Source organism: Streptomyces sp. NPDC048211, from assembly GCF_043202315.1.
Taxonomy (GTDB): domain Bacteria; phylum Actinomycetota; class Actinomycetes; order Streptomycetales; family Streptomycetaceae; genus Streptomyces.
The window spans coordinates 188161-204899 of sequence record NZ_JBIDAD010000003.1 but is presented as its reverse complement, the minus strand read 5'-3'; the positions used below and the strand labels follow the sequence as shown (position 1 = coordinate 204899).

The window sequence follows — 16739 nt, the reverse complement described above, 5'->3', positions numbered from 1 at the left end:
GGGGTGGCCCGCCATGCCTGGGCGGCGGGCCCCTGACCACGCCGGAGAGGAGCGGACATGACCGCGGACCACGACACGCTGTGGCGTCACTGCGTCCACCTGGGGCGCGTCGTGCTGCCGCTCATGGACCAGGAGCCGTGGCGTCAGGATCGCCGCCGGCAGCGGCTGCGTTCCTGGGGCGTCGACACGACGGTGGGGCATCGAATCATCGAGACCCTCGCGGCCCTGGCCGCCCACGCTGTCGCGGTCGACGCTTCCCTGTCCGCAGCAGAATTCGGGACCCTGCCCCTCAGCACCGTGGCCGAAGCGGTGACCGGCAAGCACGACTTCGAACTGCTCGCCGGGCTCCCCGACACCTTCGCCGACGACCACGACGAGATCGCCGTCAAGGTCGTCCGGCTCTACACCTACAAGGGAGGCCGGTCCAGCCACCAACTTCTTCGCCTGAGTACGGAGGTGCGCCACACGCTGACCGTCCTCGCCGCCCGGGAGCCGGTGCCGTCACCCACCTGCGCGGACATCCTCGGCCGGGCGGCCGAGGCCAACCTGCCCCAGTGAGCACGTCGCCCCCTGCCCGGCGCCCCGCCCGGTCCTGAGGCAGCGCCGGTCACGGTGAGCCGCCGGGCGATGAGGATTTCCGGGATGGCCTGCACTCATCGGTCCCACTGCCCTCGCGCCCCCGCGGCGGCACGCGGAACCCGGGGCCGAAAAGGATCACAGTGGGACGTTCCGGAGTACCGGAACCGTTCCGCCGGCCGCCTCGGTACTGTGACGTCGCATGACCGAGATCGCGATCACGGCGGACCTGGTCCGCGACCTGCTCCAGGATCAGCATCCAGACCTTGCCGGACTCGCCATCCGCGAGGTGGCGGGCGGCTGGGGCAACCAGATGTGGCGTCTCGGGGACGAGTTGGCCGTGCGCATGCAGCGCATGGACCCCACACCGGAGCTCCAGCTGAACGAGCGGCGGTGGCTCCCCGTGCTGGCCCCGCGCCTGCCGCTCCCGGTGCCGACCCCGGTGCGGTTCGGTGAACCGTCCGAGCGCTTTCCCAAGCACTGGACCGTGATGACGTGGGTTCCCGGCGAGCCGCTGGACCTCGGTGAAATCAGCCGCGGCAACCACGCAGCCGACACGCTCGCGGGCTTCCTCCGGGCGCTCCACGTGGAGGCGCCCGCCGAGGCACCGGTGGCTCAGGATCGCGGCGCCCACCCCAGGAACTGCACGGAGAGCTTCGAGACGTTCTTCCAGGCCGTCGCCCCCGGTGACATCGCCGCCGAAGTCCGGGCCGTCTGGGACGACGCCGTCGCGGCCCGCGCGTGGGAGGGGCCGCCGGTATGGGTGCACGGCGACCTCCATCCCGCGAACGTCGTCGTCTCGGGCGGAACGCTCTCGGGCATCGTCGACTTCGGCAGCTTGTTCGCCGGCGATCCGGCATGGGACCTCGCCGCCGCATGGGTGCTGCTCCCCGCGGGCACGGCGTCTCGGTTCTTCGACACCTACGCGCATGCGGACGAGTCGGCGATCCGGCGCGCCCGCGGGCTCGCCGCCATGAAGAGCCTCTTCCTGATGCTCATGGGGCAGAACGGAGAACGGGGCCTTCCGGGCGGCAAGCCGAACTGGGGACCCGTGGGGCGGGCGGCCCTCGACCGTGTTCTGAAGGGACTTTGACACACGCTTCTTCGAACGGCCCTCGACGTTGGTTCAGGGCCGGCGACAGCCGGTCTCCGTCGCGGTGCCGGTCACGGTGAGTGGTGGCGACACCAGGTCCACGACCGCACGCTTCCCGCGGCCCCGATCGAACGGGCGGAGCTGAGCCCTTGGGCTCCGGCCACGCTGGGCTCACCTTGCACCCGGAGGCCCGACTGTCGACATGTCAGTGTGCTCTGACAGCATCACGGCCATGACCGATCTCGACGACCTCGTCCGACGCGTCGCCACCCGGGCCGCTTCGGACAGCAAGGATCTTCCCGCGCCTGTCGACGATGCCCGGATCGTTGCGGCCGAGAGGCAACTGGGCCTTGCGCTGCATCCCCTGCTCGCGCGCCTGTATCGCGAGGTCGCCGACGGCGGCTTCGGCCCCGACTACGGACTGCTGCCCCTGCTCGGACCGGGATCCAGCGTCGTGGGCGAGTACCTGACGCGACGTCAGGCGTCCGTCGGCGCGGAGTACCCGCAATGGCCCGAGGGCGTCGTACCGATCCTGACCTGGGGCTGTGCCATGTACGCGGCCGTCGATTGTCTCAGCGAAGACGGCCAGGTCCTGCTCTTCGAGCCGAACCCGTACAGCGGCGGATCGTGGGAACAGTGTTGGTTCCTCGACTCCTCCGGCTTCGCGGCGTGGCTGGAGACGTGGCTCGCGGGGGCGGGCTGGTTCGAGGAGGACGCCGTCGACAGGGACGACCTGGCCGAGCCTCAGCCATGGGAAGCGTGCGCAAGCCGGCTGCTCCCCGGTGCATAGCGAGACGCCGACACCCCGTCCCGATGGAGCGGCCGCCGTCAGCCTGGGCATGATCACGGCACCCTCTGGCGCGTCGGCATCGGGAAGGCGCCCGGCGTACGGACAGCACGGCGGTTGATCTGCGGGAATGAGCCTTCCGCTCCGGCCGGGCCGGCCCGGATCCTCGGGCGGCATCGCGCGTGGCCGCCGCCCGATCAGCTCGGAGACAGGAACACGACCACGTCTGTCTCGTGGCCCGGAACGGGCTCCGGCTCCTGCCATCCGGAGCGGTGGTAGAACCCAAGCGTGTCGTGCGCCTGGCTCCAGGTCAGCAGCCACGCCCGGCCACCCGGCGCGGCATCGGTCAGCGCGGACAGCAGCCGACGTCCAAGACCGGTGCCGCGGGCCCGCGACCGTACTCCCAGCTCGTCGATCTCGAAGGCACCGACCAGCAGTTCGTTCACCCGGTCGGCGCCGAGCCGCCGGGTCACCTCTCCGTAGGCGCGATCGGTACGGAACGGAGCCTGAGTGGTCCACCCCGTGACGAAGCCCTCCACCTCACCGTCTTCCGACATGGCCAGGAGCGCGCGGAAGCCCGGCCGGTGCGCGTCCGTCTCCAGCCGTTCCCTGAACGCTGCCCGGACCGTCCCGGCGTCCCGGTGCTCCCAGGGAGAGGAGGTGAAGATCTCGACGTACGCCTCGGCGAGCTCGTCGGCGCATGCAAGGACGTCCTGCCCGAAGTACCGCATGGCGAGCCAACCTACTCCGCCGGTCTGTGGCCGACAGCGTCGGGAGCGGCTGACGAGGCCCTGAGACGGCTGGACGCGGACGAGGGCGGCGTTTGCGTGATCTATGCGCGTATCAACTGCTCTCCGAAGGGGGAGTCGACGCCGGAAATGGGGCCCCGGCATCCGCTGAGGGCGAGGTTGCGCAGTCGGGCGATACCGGGGGAGTCCCGGAGGTGGCCCCAACTCGACCGGGATGTCCGGATTTTCATCATGTGCAACCGGGGGTTGACCGTTCCGGCAAGTCGCTCTAGGTTTCTCGCAGCCCACTGGTACATCGATTAACCACATGGTTAACGTCCTGGTTGGAGACATCCCGCTGTGCGCTCATCCCTGAGCCGGCGCGGTTTCCTCGCAGCAGGCTCCGGCCTTGCCGCCGCTACCGCTCTGTCCGGCTGCTCCACACTCGCCTCGGCCGATTCCGACCCCGGCACCCTGCTCGTGCACACCCAGCTCGGCACCACCGCGCCCGGTTCTCCCACCTACAAGGCCGTCGTCAAGGCGTTCCACGAGGAGAATCCGGACATCCGGATCAAGAATCTCGTCAACGGGGACGACCTTCCCCAGGTGTACGAGACCTCCCGGCTGGCCCGCAAGGAGCCGGACGTGGTCATGGTCAACCTCTACGACAAGACCCTGGCCTGGACCGATGTCGGGGCCACCGTCGACGTGAAGGGCTACCTCGACGACTGGGGGCTCCGCGAACGCGTACTGCCCGCCGCCCTTGAGGAATGGACCGATGCCAAGGGCAGGCTCCGCGCCTTCCCTTACTTCGCCACCAACTGGCCCGTCGCCTTCAACACCGCCCTGCTCGCGCGGGCCGGCGTCGACTCCGTGCCCACCACCGGCGACCAGCTGATCGGGGCCGCGCGCAGACTGCGTGCCAAGGGCATCGCCCCGGTGACCGTCGGAGGCAACGACTGGACCGGCCAGAAACTGCTGGCCCAGATCATCCAGACCTTCCTCACGCTCGACGAGGCGAGGAAGGTCTACACGAGCGGCGACTTCAGCGGCAGCAGGGGAGCCCGCGAGGGCATCGACTACTTCGTCCAGCTGCGCGACGCCGGCGTCTTCGCCGACAAGGCGCAGGGGTTGACCTCGGACATCATGACCACGCAGTACAACACCGAGGCGGCGGCCATCCAGTCCGCGATGTCCTCGGCGCTGGCGAAGGTCGCACCGAAGGCGGCCGGACACACGGAGATCGGCGGCTGGCCACTGGCCCCCGGTGCCTCGCACAGCAAGCCGACCATCCTGCGCTCGCACACCCTCATCGGATTCTGGATCAGCCCCAACGGTGTCAAGAAGCTGTCCTCGGTGGAGAAGTTCCTGCGCTTCATGTACCGCCCCGAGACGGTCTCGCGCTTCATCACCGAGAGCGGCCGGGACATGGCGCTCGTCACCGACACCGTCAGCAAGGACTTCCCGCTGGTGGCCAAGGCCCAGCAGCTCGGCGACGGAGTCGGCCAGGTCCTCCTGCCCGACCTGTACGTCCCCCCGACGGCCACCCAGCCGCTGATCACGGCGACCAGCACCGCCTTCACCCGGGGAACGAGCGCGGCCGCCGTGCGCTCCGCCCTCGAATCCGCCTACCGCACGGCCTGATCCGCGCGCCCGAGCCCTCTGCGAGTTCCTTCATGACGTTGCTCTCGTCCGCCCCGGGCGGCGCCACGGCCCGCCGGCCGGCACCGCCCTCGCCCCCTCCTGCACGGCCCGCCCGACGAAAGCAGGCCGGGGTCGTCCTCGCCGTGCCGGCGCTGGTCTGGTACCTCGTGTTCATGGTCGGCCCCCTGGTCGCCATCTTCGTCATCGCCGCCCTGCACTGGCCGGGCATGCTCCAGCCCGTCTCCTTCGCCGGTCTCGACAACGTCCGGACCGTCCTGGACGACCCGGTCTTCTGGGACTCGGTGGGCAACACCGCCACGCAGCTGGTCGTGGCCCTGCCCGTGATGATCGTGTGCGCGTACATGCTCGGCTACTACGTCGCCCAGAAGCCGCCGGGGCACCGCGCCCTGCGCTACCTGCTCTTCATCCCCGGCCTGATCTCCACCCCGGCCAAGGCGATGGTCTTCTACGCGGTCCTCGCGCCGGACGGAATGCTCAACGGCGCACTGGACAAGGCCGGTCTGGGCTCGCTCACCGACGCCTGGCTCGCCTCCCCGTCCACCGCCCTGTACTGCCTCATCGTCCTCGACGTGTGGAGCGGCATCGGCTTCACCGCTGTGCTCTTCGCCGCACGGCTCGGCAGTGTGCCGGACGAGTTGGGCGAGGCCGCGCAGCTCGACGGCGCCGGCCACTGGCGCGCCATGTGGCGCATCCACTTTCCCGTCATCCGCGACTTCGTCGGCGTCGTGACCATGCTCCAGTTCCTGTGGACCCTGTTCGGATCCGCACAGAACGTACTCCTGCTCACGCAGGGCGGCCCGGGAAGCTCCTCGACAACGTTGTCCTTCCTCGTCTACCAGAAGGCGTTCATCGCGGCCGACCTCGGCTACAGCCAGACCGTCGGCGTGGTCCTGTTCCTGGTCGGTCTGGCCGGGCTGCTGACGATCCGTCGCGTCTTCCGCCAGAACTACTGATCGGAGCGGTTCCATGAAGTTCGGAAGGTCCTGGCTGCCGGCCCACATCCTGGCGTGGCTGTACGCGGCACTGCTGGTTGTGCCCCTCTACTACCTGCTGGTCTCGGCGTTCAAGACGAACGACCAGATCTTCGGGAGCCCGTTCTCCCTGCCCACGTCCTTCTCCCCGCACAACTTCGGGGAGGCGTTCTCCTCCGCGGATCTCGGCCCGGCCATCGTCAACTCGGTGCTCGTGACCGCGCTCGCGCTGGTGCTCACCCTGGCCCTGGCCATTCCGGCGGCCTTCGCCATCGCCCGTACCGAGGGACGCCTCGGCGCCTTCGTGGAGCGGGTGTTCTCCCTGGGGTTCCTGGTCCCCACGTTCGCCGCGCTCTTCCCCACGTTCCTCCTCGCCGCGGCGACCGGCCTCTTCCACACCCGCGCCTTCATGGTCCTGTTCCTGCCGGCCACGGCGATGCCGCTGTCCGTCGTGATCCTCGTCCAGTTCATGCGGACGATTCCGCGCGAGATGGAGGAGGCGGCACGGATGGACGGGGCGTCGACGTTCGCCGTCCTGCGGCACATCTACACCCCCATGTGCATGCCCGGGATCGCGACGATCCTCCTCCTGAACTTCCTGACGTTCTGGAACGAGTACCTGTACTCCCTCGTCATCATCGGCCCCGACCCCGAACAGCGCACCGTCCAGGTCGCGCTGCCCACCCTCAAGTCCCTGACCGGCACCGACTACGGCATCCTGACCGCGGGCACGGTCCTGACACTGGTCCCCGTCTGGGTGGTGTACACCGTGCTCCAGAAGCGCATGCAACAGGCACTCGTGAGCGGGGCGGTGAAGATGTGAAGGAACGTCTCAAGGGGCGTACCCAGGAATCGGACGGCACGGCGGGCACACCACCGGCCCAGGCCACCGGCCGGCCCACGATCAAGGCCGTGGCCGCGGCGGCGGGGGTGTCCACCGCCGCGGTCTCCCAGGCCGTCAACGGCACCGGACGGATCTCCGAGGCCACCCGCCGCCGGGTCCTGGAGGCGGCCGCCGGACTCGGCTGGTCGCCCAGCGCGTCAGCGTCGGCCCTGCGCAGGGCCCGCACCCGCACGATCGCGCTCGTCGTCAGACGCCCCACCGACGTGCTCGGCGCCGACCCGCACTTCAGTGAACTGATCACCGGCCTGGAGGGCGAGCTCGCCCCCCGGGGTTACGGTCTCCTGCTCCACCTGGTCGCCGACATCGCCCAGGAGAACGCACTGTACGAACGGCTGGCCGCCGAGGGCCGCATCGACGGCGCCGTCCTGACCGACGCGCGCGCCGACGACCCGCGCCCGCACCTGCTGCGGGAACTCGGCCTGCCCGCCGTCCTGCTGGGCGCGACCGACTCCGAGTCACCGGTGCCCGGCGTCGGCCTGGGGCAGCAGGACGCCGGCGTCCGCGAAGCCGTCGCCCACCTGCTGGAACTCGGCCACCGGCGCCTCGCCTACGTCGCGGGCCCGCCCGAACTCGTGCACACCCGGCTGCGCCGCGCCGCCTTCGAGGAAGCCCTCGACGCGGCCGGACTGAGCCCCGTGGCCGTCCGGCACACCGATTTCACCGAACAGGCGGCCGTCGCCGTGACCGAGGAACTGCTCGCCCTCCCCGACCGGCCCACCGCGCTGGTCTTCCCCAACGACTCCATGGCGGTCTGCGGCATCGGTACGGCCCAGCGCAGCGGGCTGCGGGTGCCGGAGGACGTATCGGTCCTGGGGTACGACAACCTGCCGCTCGGCCGCTGGCTCCACCCCCGTCTGACCACCGTGGACCAGCAGGTGCAGCGGGTCGGTGCGGCCGCTGCCCGCGCGCTCCTCGTCCAGTGCGGCGAGGACGTGCCACCGCCGGCCCTCGACGGACGCCCGAGCCTGGTGGTCCGGGAGTCGACCGGCCCCCTCCCCACCGGGCCCTGAAGCATGAGTTCCCCACCGCACCCCGCGCGCGGCCCGCCGCCCGAGACCCCGCCCCGTCCCGCGGCTCCGGCCCGGCCCACGCCGGCCGTTCACCCGCCGCGATGATCCACCCCCGCACATCGAAGAGGTCAGGACCCGACCATGCGACGCCACAGCGCCCAGCTCACCCACGACTCCGCCGTTCTTCCCTGGCTCGGCGCCAACTTCTGGTCCCGCACCGGCGGCCCGCTGATGTGGCGGAACTACGACCCGAAGACCGTCCGCGAGGAACTGGCCGTCCTGCGCGACCACGGACTCAACATGACCCGGTCCTTCTTCTACTGGCCCGACTTCCACCCGGAGCCCGGCCGGATCGACGAGGAGCTCTGCGAGCGCTTCCGCGACTTCCTGGACGCCCACACGGAGGCGGGGATGGGGACGGTCCCCACCTTCATCGTCGGCCACATGTCCGGCGAGAACTGGGACCCGGCCTGGCGGGGGGACCGTGACCTGTACGAGGACGTGTGGCTCGTCGGGCGTCAGGCGTGGTTCGTCTCCCAGATGACCCGCCGCTTCAAGGACCACCCCGCGGTCACCGGCTGGCTGATCACCAACGAGATGCCGGGCTACGGCCGGATCTACCAGGTCGACCCGCCCTCCAGCGACGTCGTCACCGCCTGGGCGCAGTTCATGTGTGACGCGGTGCGCGCGGCGGGCGGCACCCAGCCCGTCTCGCTGGGCGACGGCGCCTGGGGCATCGAGGTCACGGGCCGGGACAACGGCTTCTCGCTGCGGGACACCGCCGATTACGTGGACTTCGTCGGGCCGCACGTCTACCGCTCCGACACGGACCGGCCGCGCCAGCACTACCGCGCCGCGTTCGAGTGCGAACTCGCCGCCGTGACCGGCCAGCCGGTCGTGCTGGAGGAGTTCGGACTGTCGACCGACGTGGTCTCCGCGGCCAACGCGGGCGTGTTCTACCGCCAGACCCTGCACAATTCGCTGCTCGGCGGCGCCACCGGCTGGATCGCCTGGAACAACACGGACTACGACGACCTGTGGGAGCAGTCCCCGTACGACCACCACCCCTTCGAGATGCACTTCGGCATCACCGACCACACCGGCCGGCCCAAGGAGCCCCTGCGGGAACTGGCCGCCTTCGCCGAGGTCCTGAAGGAGGTCGACTTCGCCCGCTGCCGCCGTACCGACGCCGACGCCGCCCTCGTCGTCCCCGCGTTCCTTGAGCGCGGCTACCCCTACAGCAGGCCCGCGGACCGCCCGCTGATCTTCACGTCCCTCCACCAGGCGTACGTGGCCGCACGTGGCGCGGACCTGCCCGTGGCGTTCGCCCGGGAGGCCGACGGGCTGCCGGACGACGCCGCGCTGTACCTGCTGCCCTCGACCCGACAGCTGACCACCCGCACCCGGCGGGCACTGGAGCGGAGGGCCCGCGAGGGTGCCACCGTCTACCTCTCCTTCTGCTCGGGGGAACACCCCGCGACGCGTGGCCCCTGGTTCCACGATCTGGACGGCCTGTTCGGCGTCGAACTGCAGCTCTCCTACGGTGTCGCGGAGCCGATCGAGGACGACGTCCTGGAAATGACGTTCACGGAGGATTTCGGCTCCATCACCGCAGGCGAGACCCTGACGTTCCCCGTCGCCGGGAACGAGGACAGCCGTGCCTACCTGCCGGTCGTCCCGGCCGGCGCGCGCGTCGTCGCCACCGACGCGCACGGCCGCCCGGCCCTGCTGTGCCACGAGACGGGCGAGGGCCGAACGGTCCTCGCCACCTATCCGTTGGAACACATGGCGGCCCGGACGGCGCGGGCCAACCCGGAGCAGACCCACCGGCTGTACGCGGCGCTCGCCGAACTCGCCGGTGCCGCACGGCCGGTGACGGCCGGCTCGCCGTACATCGCGGCCGACACGCTGGTCCGGGAGGACGGCACCCGCTTCGTCTGGCTCGTGAGCCAGTCGGCCGACGAACTGACCGTCCGCCCGTCGGCGGACGGTGAACTGCGCGAACTGTCGGGCGGAGAACCGGTGGTGGAGGTGACGATCGCCCCGTACGGGGTGCGCGTCCTCGAACTGCGCTGACCGACCGCCCCTGACCGCCCCGCATGCCCCACCGCCCGTGAAAGTGAGCCACCCGATGTCCCAGCCGCTCTTCCGTGATCCCGCGGCGCCCATAGCCGACCGGGTGCGCGACCTCCTGTCACGGATGACGCTCACCGAGAAAGTGGGACAGGTCAACCAGCGGATGTACGGCTGGGACGCGTACGAACGCGACGCCTCGGGCCACCACCTGACCGACGCGTTCCGCACCGAGGTGGCCGCCTTCGACGGAATGGGAGCCCTCTACGGACTGCAGCGGGCAGACCCCTGGTCGGGCGTCACCGCGGCCACGGGCATCGGTGCGGCGGACGGGGCGCGTGTCTCCGACGCCGTGCAGCGGCACGTCGTGGAGACCACCCGGCTCGGGATTCCCGTCCTGCTGGTCGAGGAGATGCCGCACGGTCTCCAGGCGTTGGACGGCACGCTGCTCCCGGTCAACCTGGCGGTCGGCGCCACCTGGAACCCGGACCTGTACGAGGAGGCCACCGCGCTCGCCGCCGCGCAGCTGAGGTCGCGCGGCGGTCACGTCGCGCTGGTGTCCGCACTCGACCTGGTGCGCGATCCGCGCTGGGGCCGCGCGGAGGAGTGCTTCGGCGAGGACCCCCACCTCGCGGCGCGGTTCACGGAGGCCCTGGTGCGCGGTGTCCAGGGGCCACCCGGAAAGTTCATCGGGCCGGACCGGGCCGCCGTCGTCCTCAAGCACTTCGCCGGGCAGGGCGCCACGGTCGGCGGCCGCAACAGCGCGGCCACCGAACTGGGCGCCCGCGAACTGCACGAGATCCACCTGGAGGCCGCACTGGCGGGGGTCCGCGCCGGGGCGGCAGGCGTCATGGCCGCGTACAACGAGTTCGACGGGATTCCGTGCGCCGCCAACCGGGAACTGCTCACCGGCATCCTGCGTGAACGGTGGGGGTTCACCGGTCTGGTGATGGCGGACGGGCTGGCGCTCGATCGCCTGGTGAGGCTGGCCGGCGACCCCGTGGCGGCAGGCGCCATGGCGTTGGAGGCGGGCACGGACCTGAGCCTGTGGGACGACAGCTTCCCCCGCCTGGAGGAGGCCGTGCGACGGGGACTCGTGGACGAGGGCGCTCTGGACACGGCGGTCGGCCGGGTGCTCGCCCTGAAGTTCCGGCTGGGCCTGTTCGAGAACCCGTACACCGGGGAGCGCAGCCCCACGCCGGGGCCCGAAGGGCTGAGCGAGCGCATCGCCCGGGAATCGGTCACGATGCTCACGCACGACGGTGTGACACTCCCGCTCGGCGAACGCGCACGCCGGATCGCGGTCATCGGCCCGAACGCCGACTCTGTACCGCAGCAGATCGGCGACTACACCGCGCCCCAGCGACCGGGCACGGGCATCAGCGTCCTCGACGGCCTCAAGGCGGCGGCGCCCCGGGGCACGGAGATCGTTGATGCCCGGGGGAGCGGGCTCGTGGGTGGCGACCTGTCGGACCTGCCCGGCGCCGTCGCGCTCACCGCCGGGGCCGATGTCGCGGTCGTGGTGTTCGGTGGATCGAGCGCCCGCGAGTCGGGAACCCGCTTCGACGCCAATGGGGCAGCGGTCGTCACCTCGGGCAATCCGGTCGAGATGACCTGCGGAGAAGGTGTGGACCTGGCGGAACTCGCCCTTCCGGAAGGCCAGTCGGCCCTGCTCGATGCCATGATCGCGACAGGGACTCCCGTCGTCGTGGTGCTGGTCCAGGGCCGTCCGCACGCGCTGCCGGACCTCGACGGCCGGGCCGCGGCGGTGCTGAGCGCCTGGTATCCCGGCCCCTGGGGCGGGCGGGCCGTGGCGGACGTCCTGTTCGGCACGGCGGATCCCGTGGGGAGGCTGCCCGTATCGGTGCCCCGCTCGGCGGCTCAGCTGCCGGTCCACTACAACGGGAAGGACCACGGCTACCGCGGCTATGTCGACCAGCCCGCGACCGCCCGCCATGCGTTCGGCCACGGGCTGAGCTACACGACGGTCGAATACGGCACCCCCCGCCTGTCCCGGACGTCCGTCACGGCAGCGGAACTGACCACCGGCGCACCGAACAGCACACGTGCCGCAGCGCAGCCGCTGGTGTGCACGGTCGGCATCCGCAACACCGGCGGCCGGCCGGTGCGGGAGACGGTGCAGCTCTACGTACGCCGGGTGACCGGGGGCTCTTCATGGCCGAGGGTCCGGGAACTGCGCGGCTTCGCCCGGGTCGCCCTCGAACCCGGAGAGCGGGCCGAGGTCTCCTTCCCCGTGGAGGAACGGACCCTGGCCTCGGTCACGCGCGACCTGCGGCGGGCCGCGGAGCCGGGGGAGTTCGAGGTGGAGACGGGCCCGTCGTCCGACCGGACCCGCGGCGCCCGGCTGACTGTCCGGGCCGACCCGATCGGCTGAACGGCCGGTGCCGGGGGTCACGGCCCCGCTCCTCCGTTGCAGGGGAGGAACGGGGCCGGATGTCGTGGGGAAACAGGGCCGGATGCCTGGGGGAGCGGGGCGGTCCCCCTCGGCGCACCCCGAACGGCCGGACCAGGCGCGCCCCCGCCGCCGGGCCTGTCCGGACGGGACGACGCGGTGGCCCGCCCGTAACAGGGCACGGTCACGGCGGTGGCAGTGGCCGTGCCCCGTGAAGAGGATCCGGGTCGAGAGCAGGTCAGACCCGGTCGGCGGCGATGAGAAGGTACTGGAAGGAACCGTCCCTGTAGGAGTTGATGAACGCGTCCTCGATGCCCGTCACCAGCGAAGACGTGGCCCGCAGCTCCCAGTAGGGCAGTGTGTCGGGAGTGAGGTCGATGACGGCCTGCGGCACGAGGCGGTTGTCGGCCATGGCCCGCAGGTACTCACGGCGTGAGTGGATGTTGCATTCGAAGTGCGCGTTGATCTGTGAGACCCACTTCGAGGGCTGGCCGTACCGCGGATTCCAGCAGCCGGTGATGGTCACGTAGCGACCGCCGACCGACAGGACACGGGAATGTTCGGCGAAGAGGTCGTCCAGGTCGACGTACATGCTCGACTCGTTGTTCCACGATGCCGCGGCCGACCCGGTCTCGAAGGGCGTGGCCAGCATGTTGCAGACACGGGCGCGGACGTGATCCTGGATGCGCAGATCCCGGGCGCGGCCGTTGGCGAATTCGGCCTGTTTGGCCGACAGCGTGACACCTTCGACCTTGCACCCGAAGCGCTGGTGCGCCATCACCATCGAGCCGCCGCGGCCGCAGCCGGCGTCCACCAGGGTGTCGTCCCGTCCGATGTCCCCGAGGTGCCCCAGCAGGACGTCCGCCTGGGCCGACTCCAGCCGGTGGAGCTCGGCGATCAGCCTCTTCTCGCTCGCGCTGTCCGCGGTGTCGCCGAGCGCCTCGTGGTCGACTTCACCGATGCCGTAGTGGTGGTGGTACAGGCCGTCGACATCGCCGAGCCGCAGGTTGACGGGCCGGGCCTCGCCGTCCCAGTAGCGGGCGATGTCGCCCTGGTAGGGCGTCGTCGGGCCGGGAATGCGCAGGGCGGTGTCGGTGAGTTCGGTGTGGGTCACAGATGAGTCCATTCTCTTACCAGAAGTCGGGCAGGCTGTAGCGATAGGTGTTGGACCGGTGCCAGTGGTGGTTGCCGTCGACCCAGGCGGCCACGCCCCGCAGGAAGCGCTGCACGCTGGGCAGGGGGCAGGAGACGGCGAGCGCCGCGGCTTCGGTCTCGAAGTCGTGCATGAGGTCGTTGTGGACCTCGACCGACTTCAGATAGGCGTCCCGGTCGGACAGACCCTCACGTTCGGCGATGACGACGGGAAGGTTCAGGTGGTGGCCGGGAGAGTCGAGTTCCTTGGTGTACGAGTACAGGTCGTTCACGATCGTTGTCGCGTTTCCCGCGAGAGCGATGACCTTCTGCATGCCTGGCTGGGCATGCAGGTCCGCGGGCAGTTCGTACCCGCCGACGGTGTCCGTGATGGTGGGGCAGGGACGGAAGTTGTTGAACTGGCGCATCGCCAGGTACTCCCACACCTCCGGGACGTGGTCCGACTGGGCCCAGGCCGCTTCGGCGAGGTACCCCATGTGCAGCCGCGCCATGTCGTGCCGCAGCCGGTCGGCCTGGGAAGGGCCGGCCGCCCGGACGAAGTACTCCATGGCCGAGCGGTAGGCGCGCCGAGGAGCGTCCGCGTGGAGCGACTCCGACCACTGCGGCTGGTACTCCTTGGTCGTGTACAGGGGGTCGAGGGCGGTGTGCGCGAGCAGCAACCGTTCACCGAGGCCGACGGGTGAGCCGCCATGGTCCTCGCAGTAGCAGTCGTCCACCGCGTTCTCCGCCACCATCAGCCGTGTGGCGAGCATCAGATGGTCGATGGTGGGCGCGTCGGGATGGCAGCCGACCATGTACCGCCCCACGGAGAAGCCGTCGAATTGGTCTTCCCACTCATCGGGATACAGGGAGACCTCGTCCAGGGCCCAGGCCTTGATGCGTCGGCTGACCTCCTGGACCCGCGCCGGGTCGGGTTCGGGGATCGCGTGGTAGTACAGGCCAGGGACCGGACGGCCCTCCGCCGTGTCGACGGACGGCTCCGAAGGCGTCAGCGGCTCCTCTCGTCCGAAGAGACGGAGACCGGCCGTCCCCAGGCCGCTCGGGCCGCGCAGGATCCGATCCAGGCCGGTGCCTGCCGCAGGTGCCCCGGTCGGCGGGGCGTCGGGCGGAATCGGTGCGGGTGCGGGTGCGGGTGCGGGTGCGGAGACCTCAGGGGATGCGGGCGGAAGGGGCGTACCCGACGGGCCGCTGATGACCGCCATGATGTCGCGAGCCCGGCTCGCGGCGTCGGCCAGTACACGTGCCCCGAAGTGGGTAGCAGCCTCCGACAGGTTCGATTGCGGAGGTGTCAGCTCAGGTGCGGGCATCCATGGCTCCTCGGTGGGTGAGTGGTTGTCCTGAGGCCCTCCGGGCACACCATGTGACCGCCCCGGACGGCATGGAGGGCGTCACACATGCCTTGGCCGGCCGGATGCGCTACTTGGGCCAGCGCGCGATCTGAACGTTCTCCAGCACGCCGACCGCGTCGGGCACGAGGATGGCGGCGGAGTAGTAGGTGCTGACGAGGTAGGACATGATCGCCTTCTCGTCGATGCCCATGAAGCGGACGGACAGACCGGGTTCGTACTCGTCCGGGAGCCCGGTCTGATGAAGACCGATGACGCCCTGGTTCTCCTCACCCGTACGCATGACGAGGATCGAGCTGGTCTTCTCCTTGGTGATCGGGATCTTGTTGCAGGGGAGGATCGGGACCCCGCGCCACGCAGGCACTTGCTGGCCGCCGAGATCGACGTGGTCCGGGTACAGACCGCGCGAGTTGAACTCACGTCCGATCGCCGCGATGGTCCGGGGGTGCGCGAGGAAGAACTTGGAACCGCGGCGGCGGCAGAGCAGTTCGTCCATGTCGTCCGGGGTGGGCGGGCCGGAGTGCGGCTGGATGCGCTGCTTGAAGTCGGCGTTGTGGAGCAGGCCGAATTCCCTGTTGTTGATCAGCTCGTGCTCCTGGCGCTCGCGCAGCGCCTCGACGGTGAGCCTGAGCTGTTCCTCCGTCTGGTTCATCGGCCCGTTGTAGAGGTCGGCGACCCTGGTGTGGATGCGCAGAATCGTCTGGGCGACAGAGAGTTCGTACTCGCGCGGATTGAGCTCGTAGTCGGCGAACGCGCCGGGGAGTTCGTGCTCGCCGACGTGGCCGGCCGACATCGCGATCTCCGCCTCGCCGCGATGGTTCTGCCGGTGGCGGGAATGAGAGGCGAACTGGTCGACATGCTCCCGCAGACCTGGGGCGGTGGACAGCACGGCCGCGAAGTCGGCGCGCGACAGGGTCAGCAGGGTGCCCGACGTCTCGGCGACGGCTGTCTGCTCCCACCGGGCGTCCTCGTCCAGCAGCGCGTTCTCCCCGAACCGGTCGCCGTCGGCGAGTACGTCCAGGACGACCTCGTCGCCATAATTGCCGACGGTGCTCTGGCCGATGCGTCCGTGAGCGATCAGGTGGAGCTCATCCGCAGGCGCTCCGCGTTCGACCAGCGTCTCTCCCGTGTGGAAGTCCCGTTGGACGCATCGATCGGCAAGAGCGGTCAGCACCTCCACGTCGTCGAAGCCGCGCAGCAGGGCCAGTTCGCCGAGTTCACGGGGGATCACCCGGACTCCGGAACCGTCCTGGACGAACTCGACGACCCCGTCGCCGACGGTGTAGGTGAGGCGGCGGTTCACCCGGTAGGCGCCGCCCTTGGTCTCCACCCAGGGGAGCATCCGCAGCAGCCAGCGTGAGGTGATCTCCTGCATCTGCGGGGCGGACTTGGTCGTGCTGGCGAGGTTGCGGGCCGCCGCCGTGCCCAGACTGGACTGCCGGGGCAGTTCCAGTCGTACGTCCGAACTCGGTTCAACAGTCATCGGGCAAGCTCTCCTTGGTCAGGGCGGCAACGTGCGTATACGGACGCCGTTGGGCAAGAGGAGGAAAAGGGTTGTAAGTACGGGAATCCGTTCAGATCCACGAGAACCCTAGAGGCCGGCCACGGCGCGTGACCAAGGAAAACCGGGGACATTAACTCGATACGATGATCGCGTCCGTGCGATGTTTGGCCGGGTACCCACGGGATTGAGCCGCGCTCTGCGGCGGGTCCTGGCGAACGGCCGAAGAGGTTCCGCGCGGGGCCGGTGAGCGGGAGGGACGGCACGAGTGCCGCACAGCCGCACTATCACCGGACAGTAGGGCCGGTCGGGGGTGAGTGTTCGGGGCCGTCCCCCTCCGTGGCTATCACGAACGGTCTCGCGGTACCACGTCGGAATCGCGACAGCGATGAATCCGGGGACCGGGCCGGGTATGAGATCCGCGATGGCGCGGCCGATGCCGTCCCGGGTGAGTGGGTATCCATCAGCCCGATCGTCGGGCGGTACCGGTGCACTCGCGACCGGGCGCTCCCGCGACCCG

At 70.3% G+C, this 16739-nt stretch carries 13 protein-coding genes; 9 read left to right on the top strand and 4 right to left on the bottom strand.

Features of this window, described 5'->3' with window-relative positions; translation table 11 throughout:
* Positions 1 to 57: 57 nt before the first annotated feature.
* The 3 genes from ACGFZA_RS13790 to ACGFZA_RS13780 all read left to right on the top strand — a co-directional run bounded on the left by ACGFZA_RS13790 (position 58) and on the right by ACGFZA_RS13780 (position 2459).
* Complete coding sequence (locus ACGFZA_RS13790; RefSeq protein WP_393679032.1) at positions 58 to 558, top strand: hypothetical protein; 501 nt, start codon at positions 58 to 60, stop codon at positions 556 to 558.
* 220 nt (positions 559 to 778) lie between these two features.
* Positions 779 to 1669: an aminoglycoside phosphotransferase family protein gene (locus tag ACGFZA_RS13785; protein ID WP_385272214.1), complete on the top strand. Its 891-nt coding sequence runs from the start codon at positions 779 to 781 to the stop codon at positions 1667 to 1669.
* Between the two features lie 232 nt (positions 1670 to 1901).
* On the top strand, positions 1902 to 2459 hold the full coding sequence (locus tag ACGFZA_RS13780) for an SMI1/KNR4 family protein (RefSeq protein WP_393679031.1): 558 nt from the start codon (positions 1902 to 1904) through the stop codon (positions 2457 to 2459).
* Positions 2460 to 2653: 194 nt separating this feature from the next.
* On the opposite strand, the gene ACGFZA_RS13775 is transcribed toward ACGFZA_RS13780, so the two are convergent.
* Positions 2654 to 3187, bottom strand: a complete 534-nt coding sequence (locus tag ACGFZA_RS13775; RefSeq protein WP_393679030.1) for a GNAT family N-acetyltransferase — start codon at positions 3185 to 3187, stop codon at positions 2654 to 2656.
* Between the two features lie 357 nt (positions 3188 to 3544).
* Here ACGFZA_RS13775 and ACGFZA_RS13770 point away from each other — a divergent pair, with 357 nt between their 5' ends.
* From ACGFZA_RS13770 to ACGFZA_RS13745, 6 genes are all read left to right on the top strand, one after another.
* Positions 3545 to 4828, top strand: coding sequence for an ABC transporter substrate-binding protein (locus ACGFZA_RS13770; protein WP_393679029.1), 1284 nt, complete (start codon positions 3545 to 3547; stop codon positions 4826 to 4828).
* 32 nt (positions 4829 to 4860) lie between these two features.
* Complete coding sequence (locus ACGFZA_RS13765) at positions 4861 to 5802, top strand: carbohydrate ABC transporter permease (protein ID WP_385272226.1); 942 nt, start codon at positions 4861 to 4863, stop codon at positions 5800 to 5802.
* 13 nt (positions 5803 to 5815) lie between these two features.
* The gene (locus tag ACGFZA_RS13760; RefSeq protein WP_326734094.1) at positions 5816 to 6643 is read left to right on the top strand and encodes a carbohydrate ABC transporter permease; all 828 of its coding nucleotides are present in this window, start codon (positions 5816 to 5818) and stop codon (positions 6641 to 6643) included.
* A gap of 89 nt (positions 6644 to 6732) precedes the next feature.
* Positions 6733 to 7734, top strand: coding sequence for a LacI family DNA-binding transcriptional regulator (locus tag ACGFZA_RS13755; RefSeq protein ID WP_385272661.1), 1002 nt, complete (start codon positions 6733 to 6735; stop codon positions 7732 to 7734).
* A gap of 141 nt (positions 7735 to 7875) precedes the next feature.
* A complete protein-coding gene (locus ACGFZA_RS13750) occupies positions 7876 to 9810 on the top strand; it encodes a cellulase family glycosylhydrolase (protein WP_393679028.1) in 1935 nt (644 codons plus the stop codon).
* 55 nt (positions 9811 to 9865) lie between these two features.
* Positions 9866 to 12202, top strand: coding sequence for a glycoside hydrolase family 3 N-terminal domain-containing protein (locus ACGFZA_RS13745; protein WP_393679027.1), 2337 nt, complete (start codon positions 9866 to 9868; stop codon positions 12200 to 12202).
* Between the two features lie 256 nt (positions 12203 to 12458).
* Here the strand turns inward: ACGFZA_RS13745 and ACGFZA_RS13740 are convergent, their stop codons facing one another.
* The 3 genes from ACGFZA_RS13740 to ACGFZA_RS13730 form a co-directional block, all read right to left on the bottom strand.
* Entirely contained in the window at positions 12459 to 13346 is an 888-nt protein-coding gene (locus ACGFZA_RS13740; RefSeq protein ID WP_385272235.1) for a geranyl diphosphate 2-C-methyltransferase, read from the bottom strand.
* 4 nt (positions 13347 to 13350) lie between these two features.
* Complete coding sequence (locus ACGFZA_RS13735; RefSeq protein WP_393679026.1) at positions 13351 to 14679, bottom strand: family 2 encapsulin nanocompartment cargo protein terpene cyclase; 1329 nt, start codon at positions 14677 to 14679, stop codon at positions 13351 to 13353.
* 109 nt (positions 14680 to 14788) lie between these two features.
* A complete protein-coding gene (locus ACGFZA_RS13730) occupies positions 14789 to 16201 on the bottom strand; it encodes a family 2B encapsulin nanocompartment shell protein (protein ID WP_393679025.1) in 1413 nt (470 codons plus the stop codon).
* Between the last annotated feature and the right edge of the window lie 538 nt (positions 16202 to 16739).

What these genes read in the sequence shown, in the direction of transcription:
- ACGFZA_RS13775 (WP_393679030.1), bottom strand. Translation starts at nt 3,187, where the DNA reads ATGCGGTACTTCGGGCAGGACGTCCTTGCATGCGCCGACGAGCTCGCC.
- ACGFZA_RS13765 (WP_385272226.1), top strand. Translation starts at nt 4,861, where the DNA reads ATGACGTTGCTCTCGTCCGCCCCGGGCGGCGCCACGGCCCGCCGGCCG.
- ACGFZA_RS13740 (WP_385272235.1), bottom strand. Translation starts at nt 13,346, where the DNA reads ATGGACTCATCTGTGACCCACACCGAACTCACCGACACCGCCCTGCGC.
- ACGFZA_RS13730 (WP_393679025.1), bottom strand. Translation starts at nt 16,201, where the DNA reads ATGACTGTTGAACCGAGTTCGGACGTACGACTGGAACTGCCCCGGCAG.
- ACGFZA_RS13785 (WP_385272214.1), top strand. Translation starts at nt 779, where the DNA reads ATGACCGAGATCGCGATCACGGCGGACCTGGTCCGCGACCTGCTCCAG.
- ACGFZA_RS13760 (WP_326734094.1), top strand. Translation starts at nt 5,816, where the DNA reads ATGAAGTTCGGAAGGTCCTGGCTGCCGGCCCACATCCTGGCGTGGCTG.
- ACGFZA_RS13735 (WP_393679026.1), bottom strand. Translation starts at nt 14,679, where the DNA reads ATGCCCGCACCTGAGCTGACACCTCCGCAATCGAACCTGTCGGAGGCT.
- ACGFZA_RS13750 (WP_393679028.1), top strand. Translation starts at nt 7,876, where the DNA reads ATGCGACGCCACAGCGCCCAGCTCACCCACGACTCCGCCGTTCTTCCC.
- ACGFZA_RS13780 (WP_393679031.1), top strand. Translation starts at nt 1,902, where the DNA reads ATGACCGATCTCGACGACCTCGTCCGACGCGTCGCCACCCGGGCCGCT.
- ACGFZA_RS13790 (WP_393679032.1), top strand. Translation starts at nt 58, where the DNA reads ATGACCGCGGACCACGACACGCTGTGGCGTCACTGCGTCCACCTGGGG.
- ACGFZA_RS13745 (WP_393679027.1), top strand. Translation starts at nt 9,866, where the DNA reads ATGTCCCAGCCGCTCTTCCGTGATCCCGCGGCGCCCATAGCCGACCGG.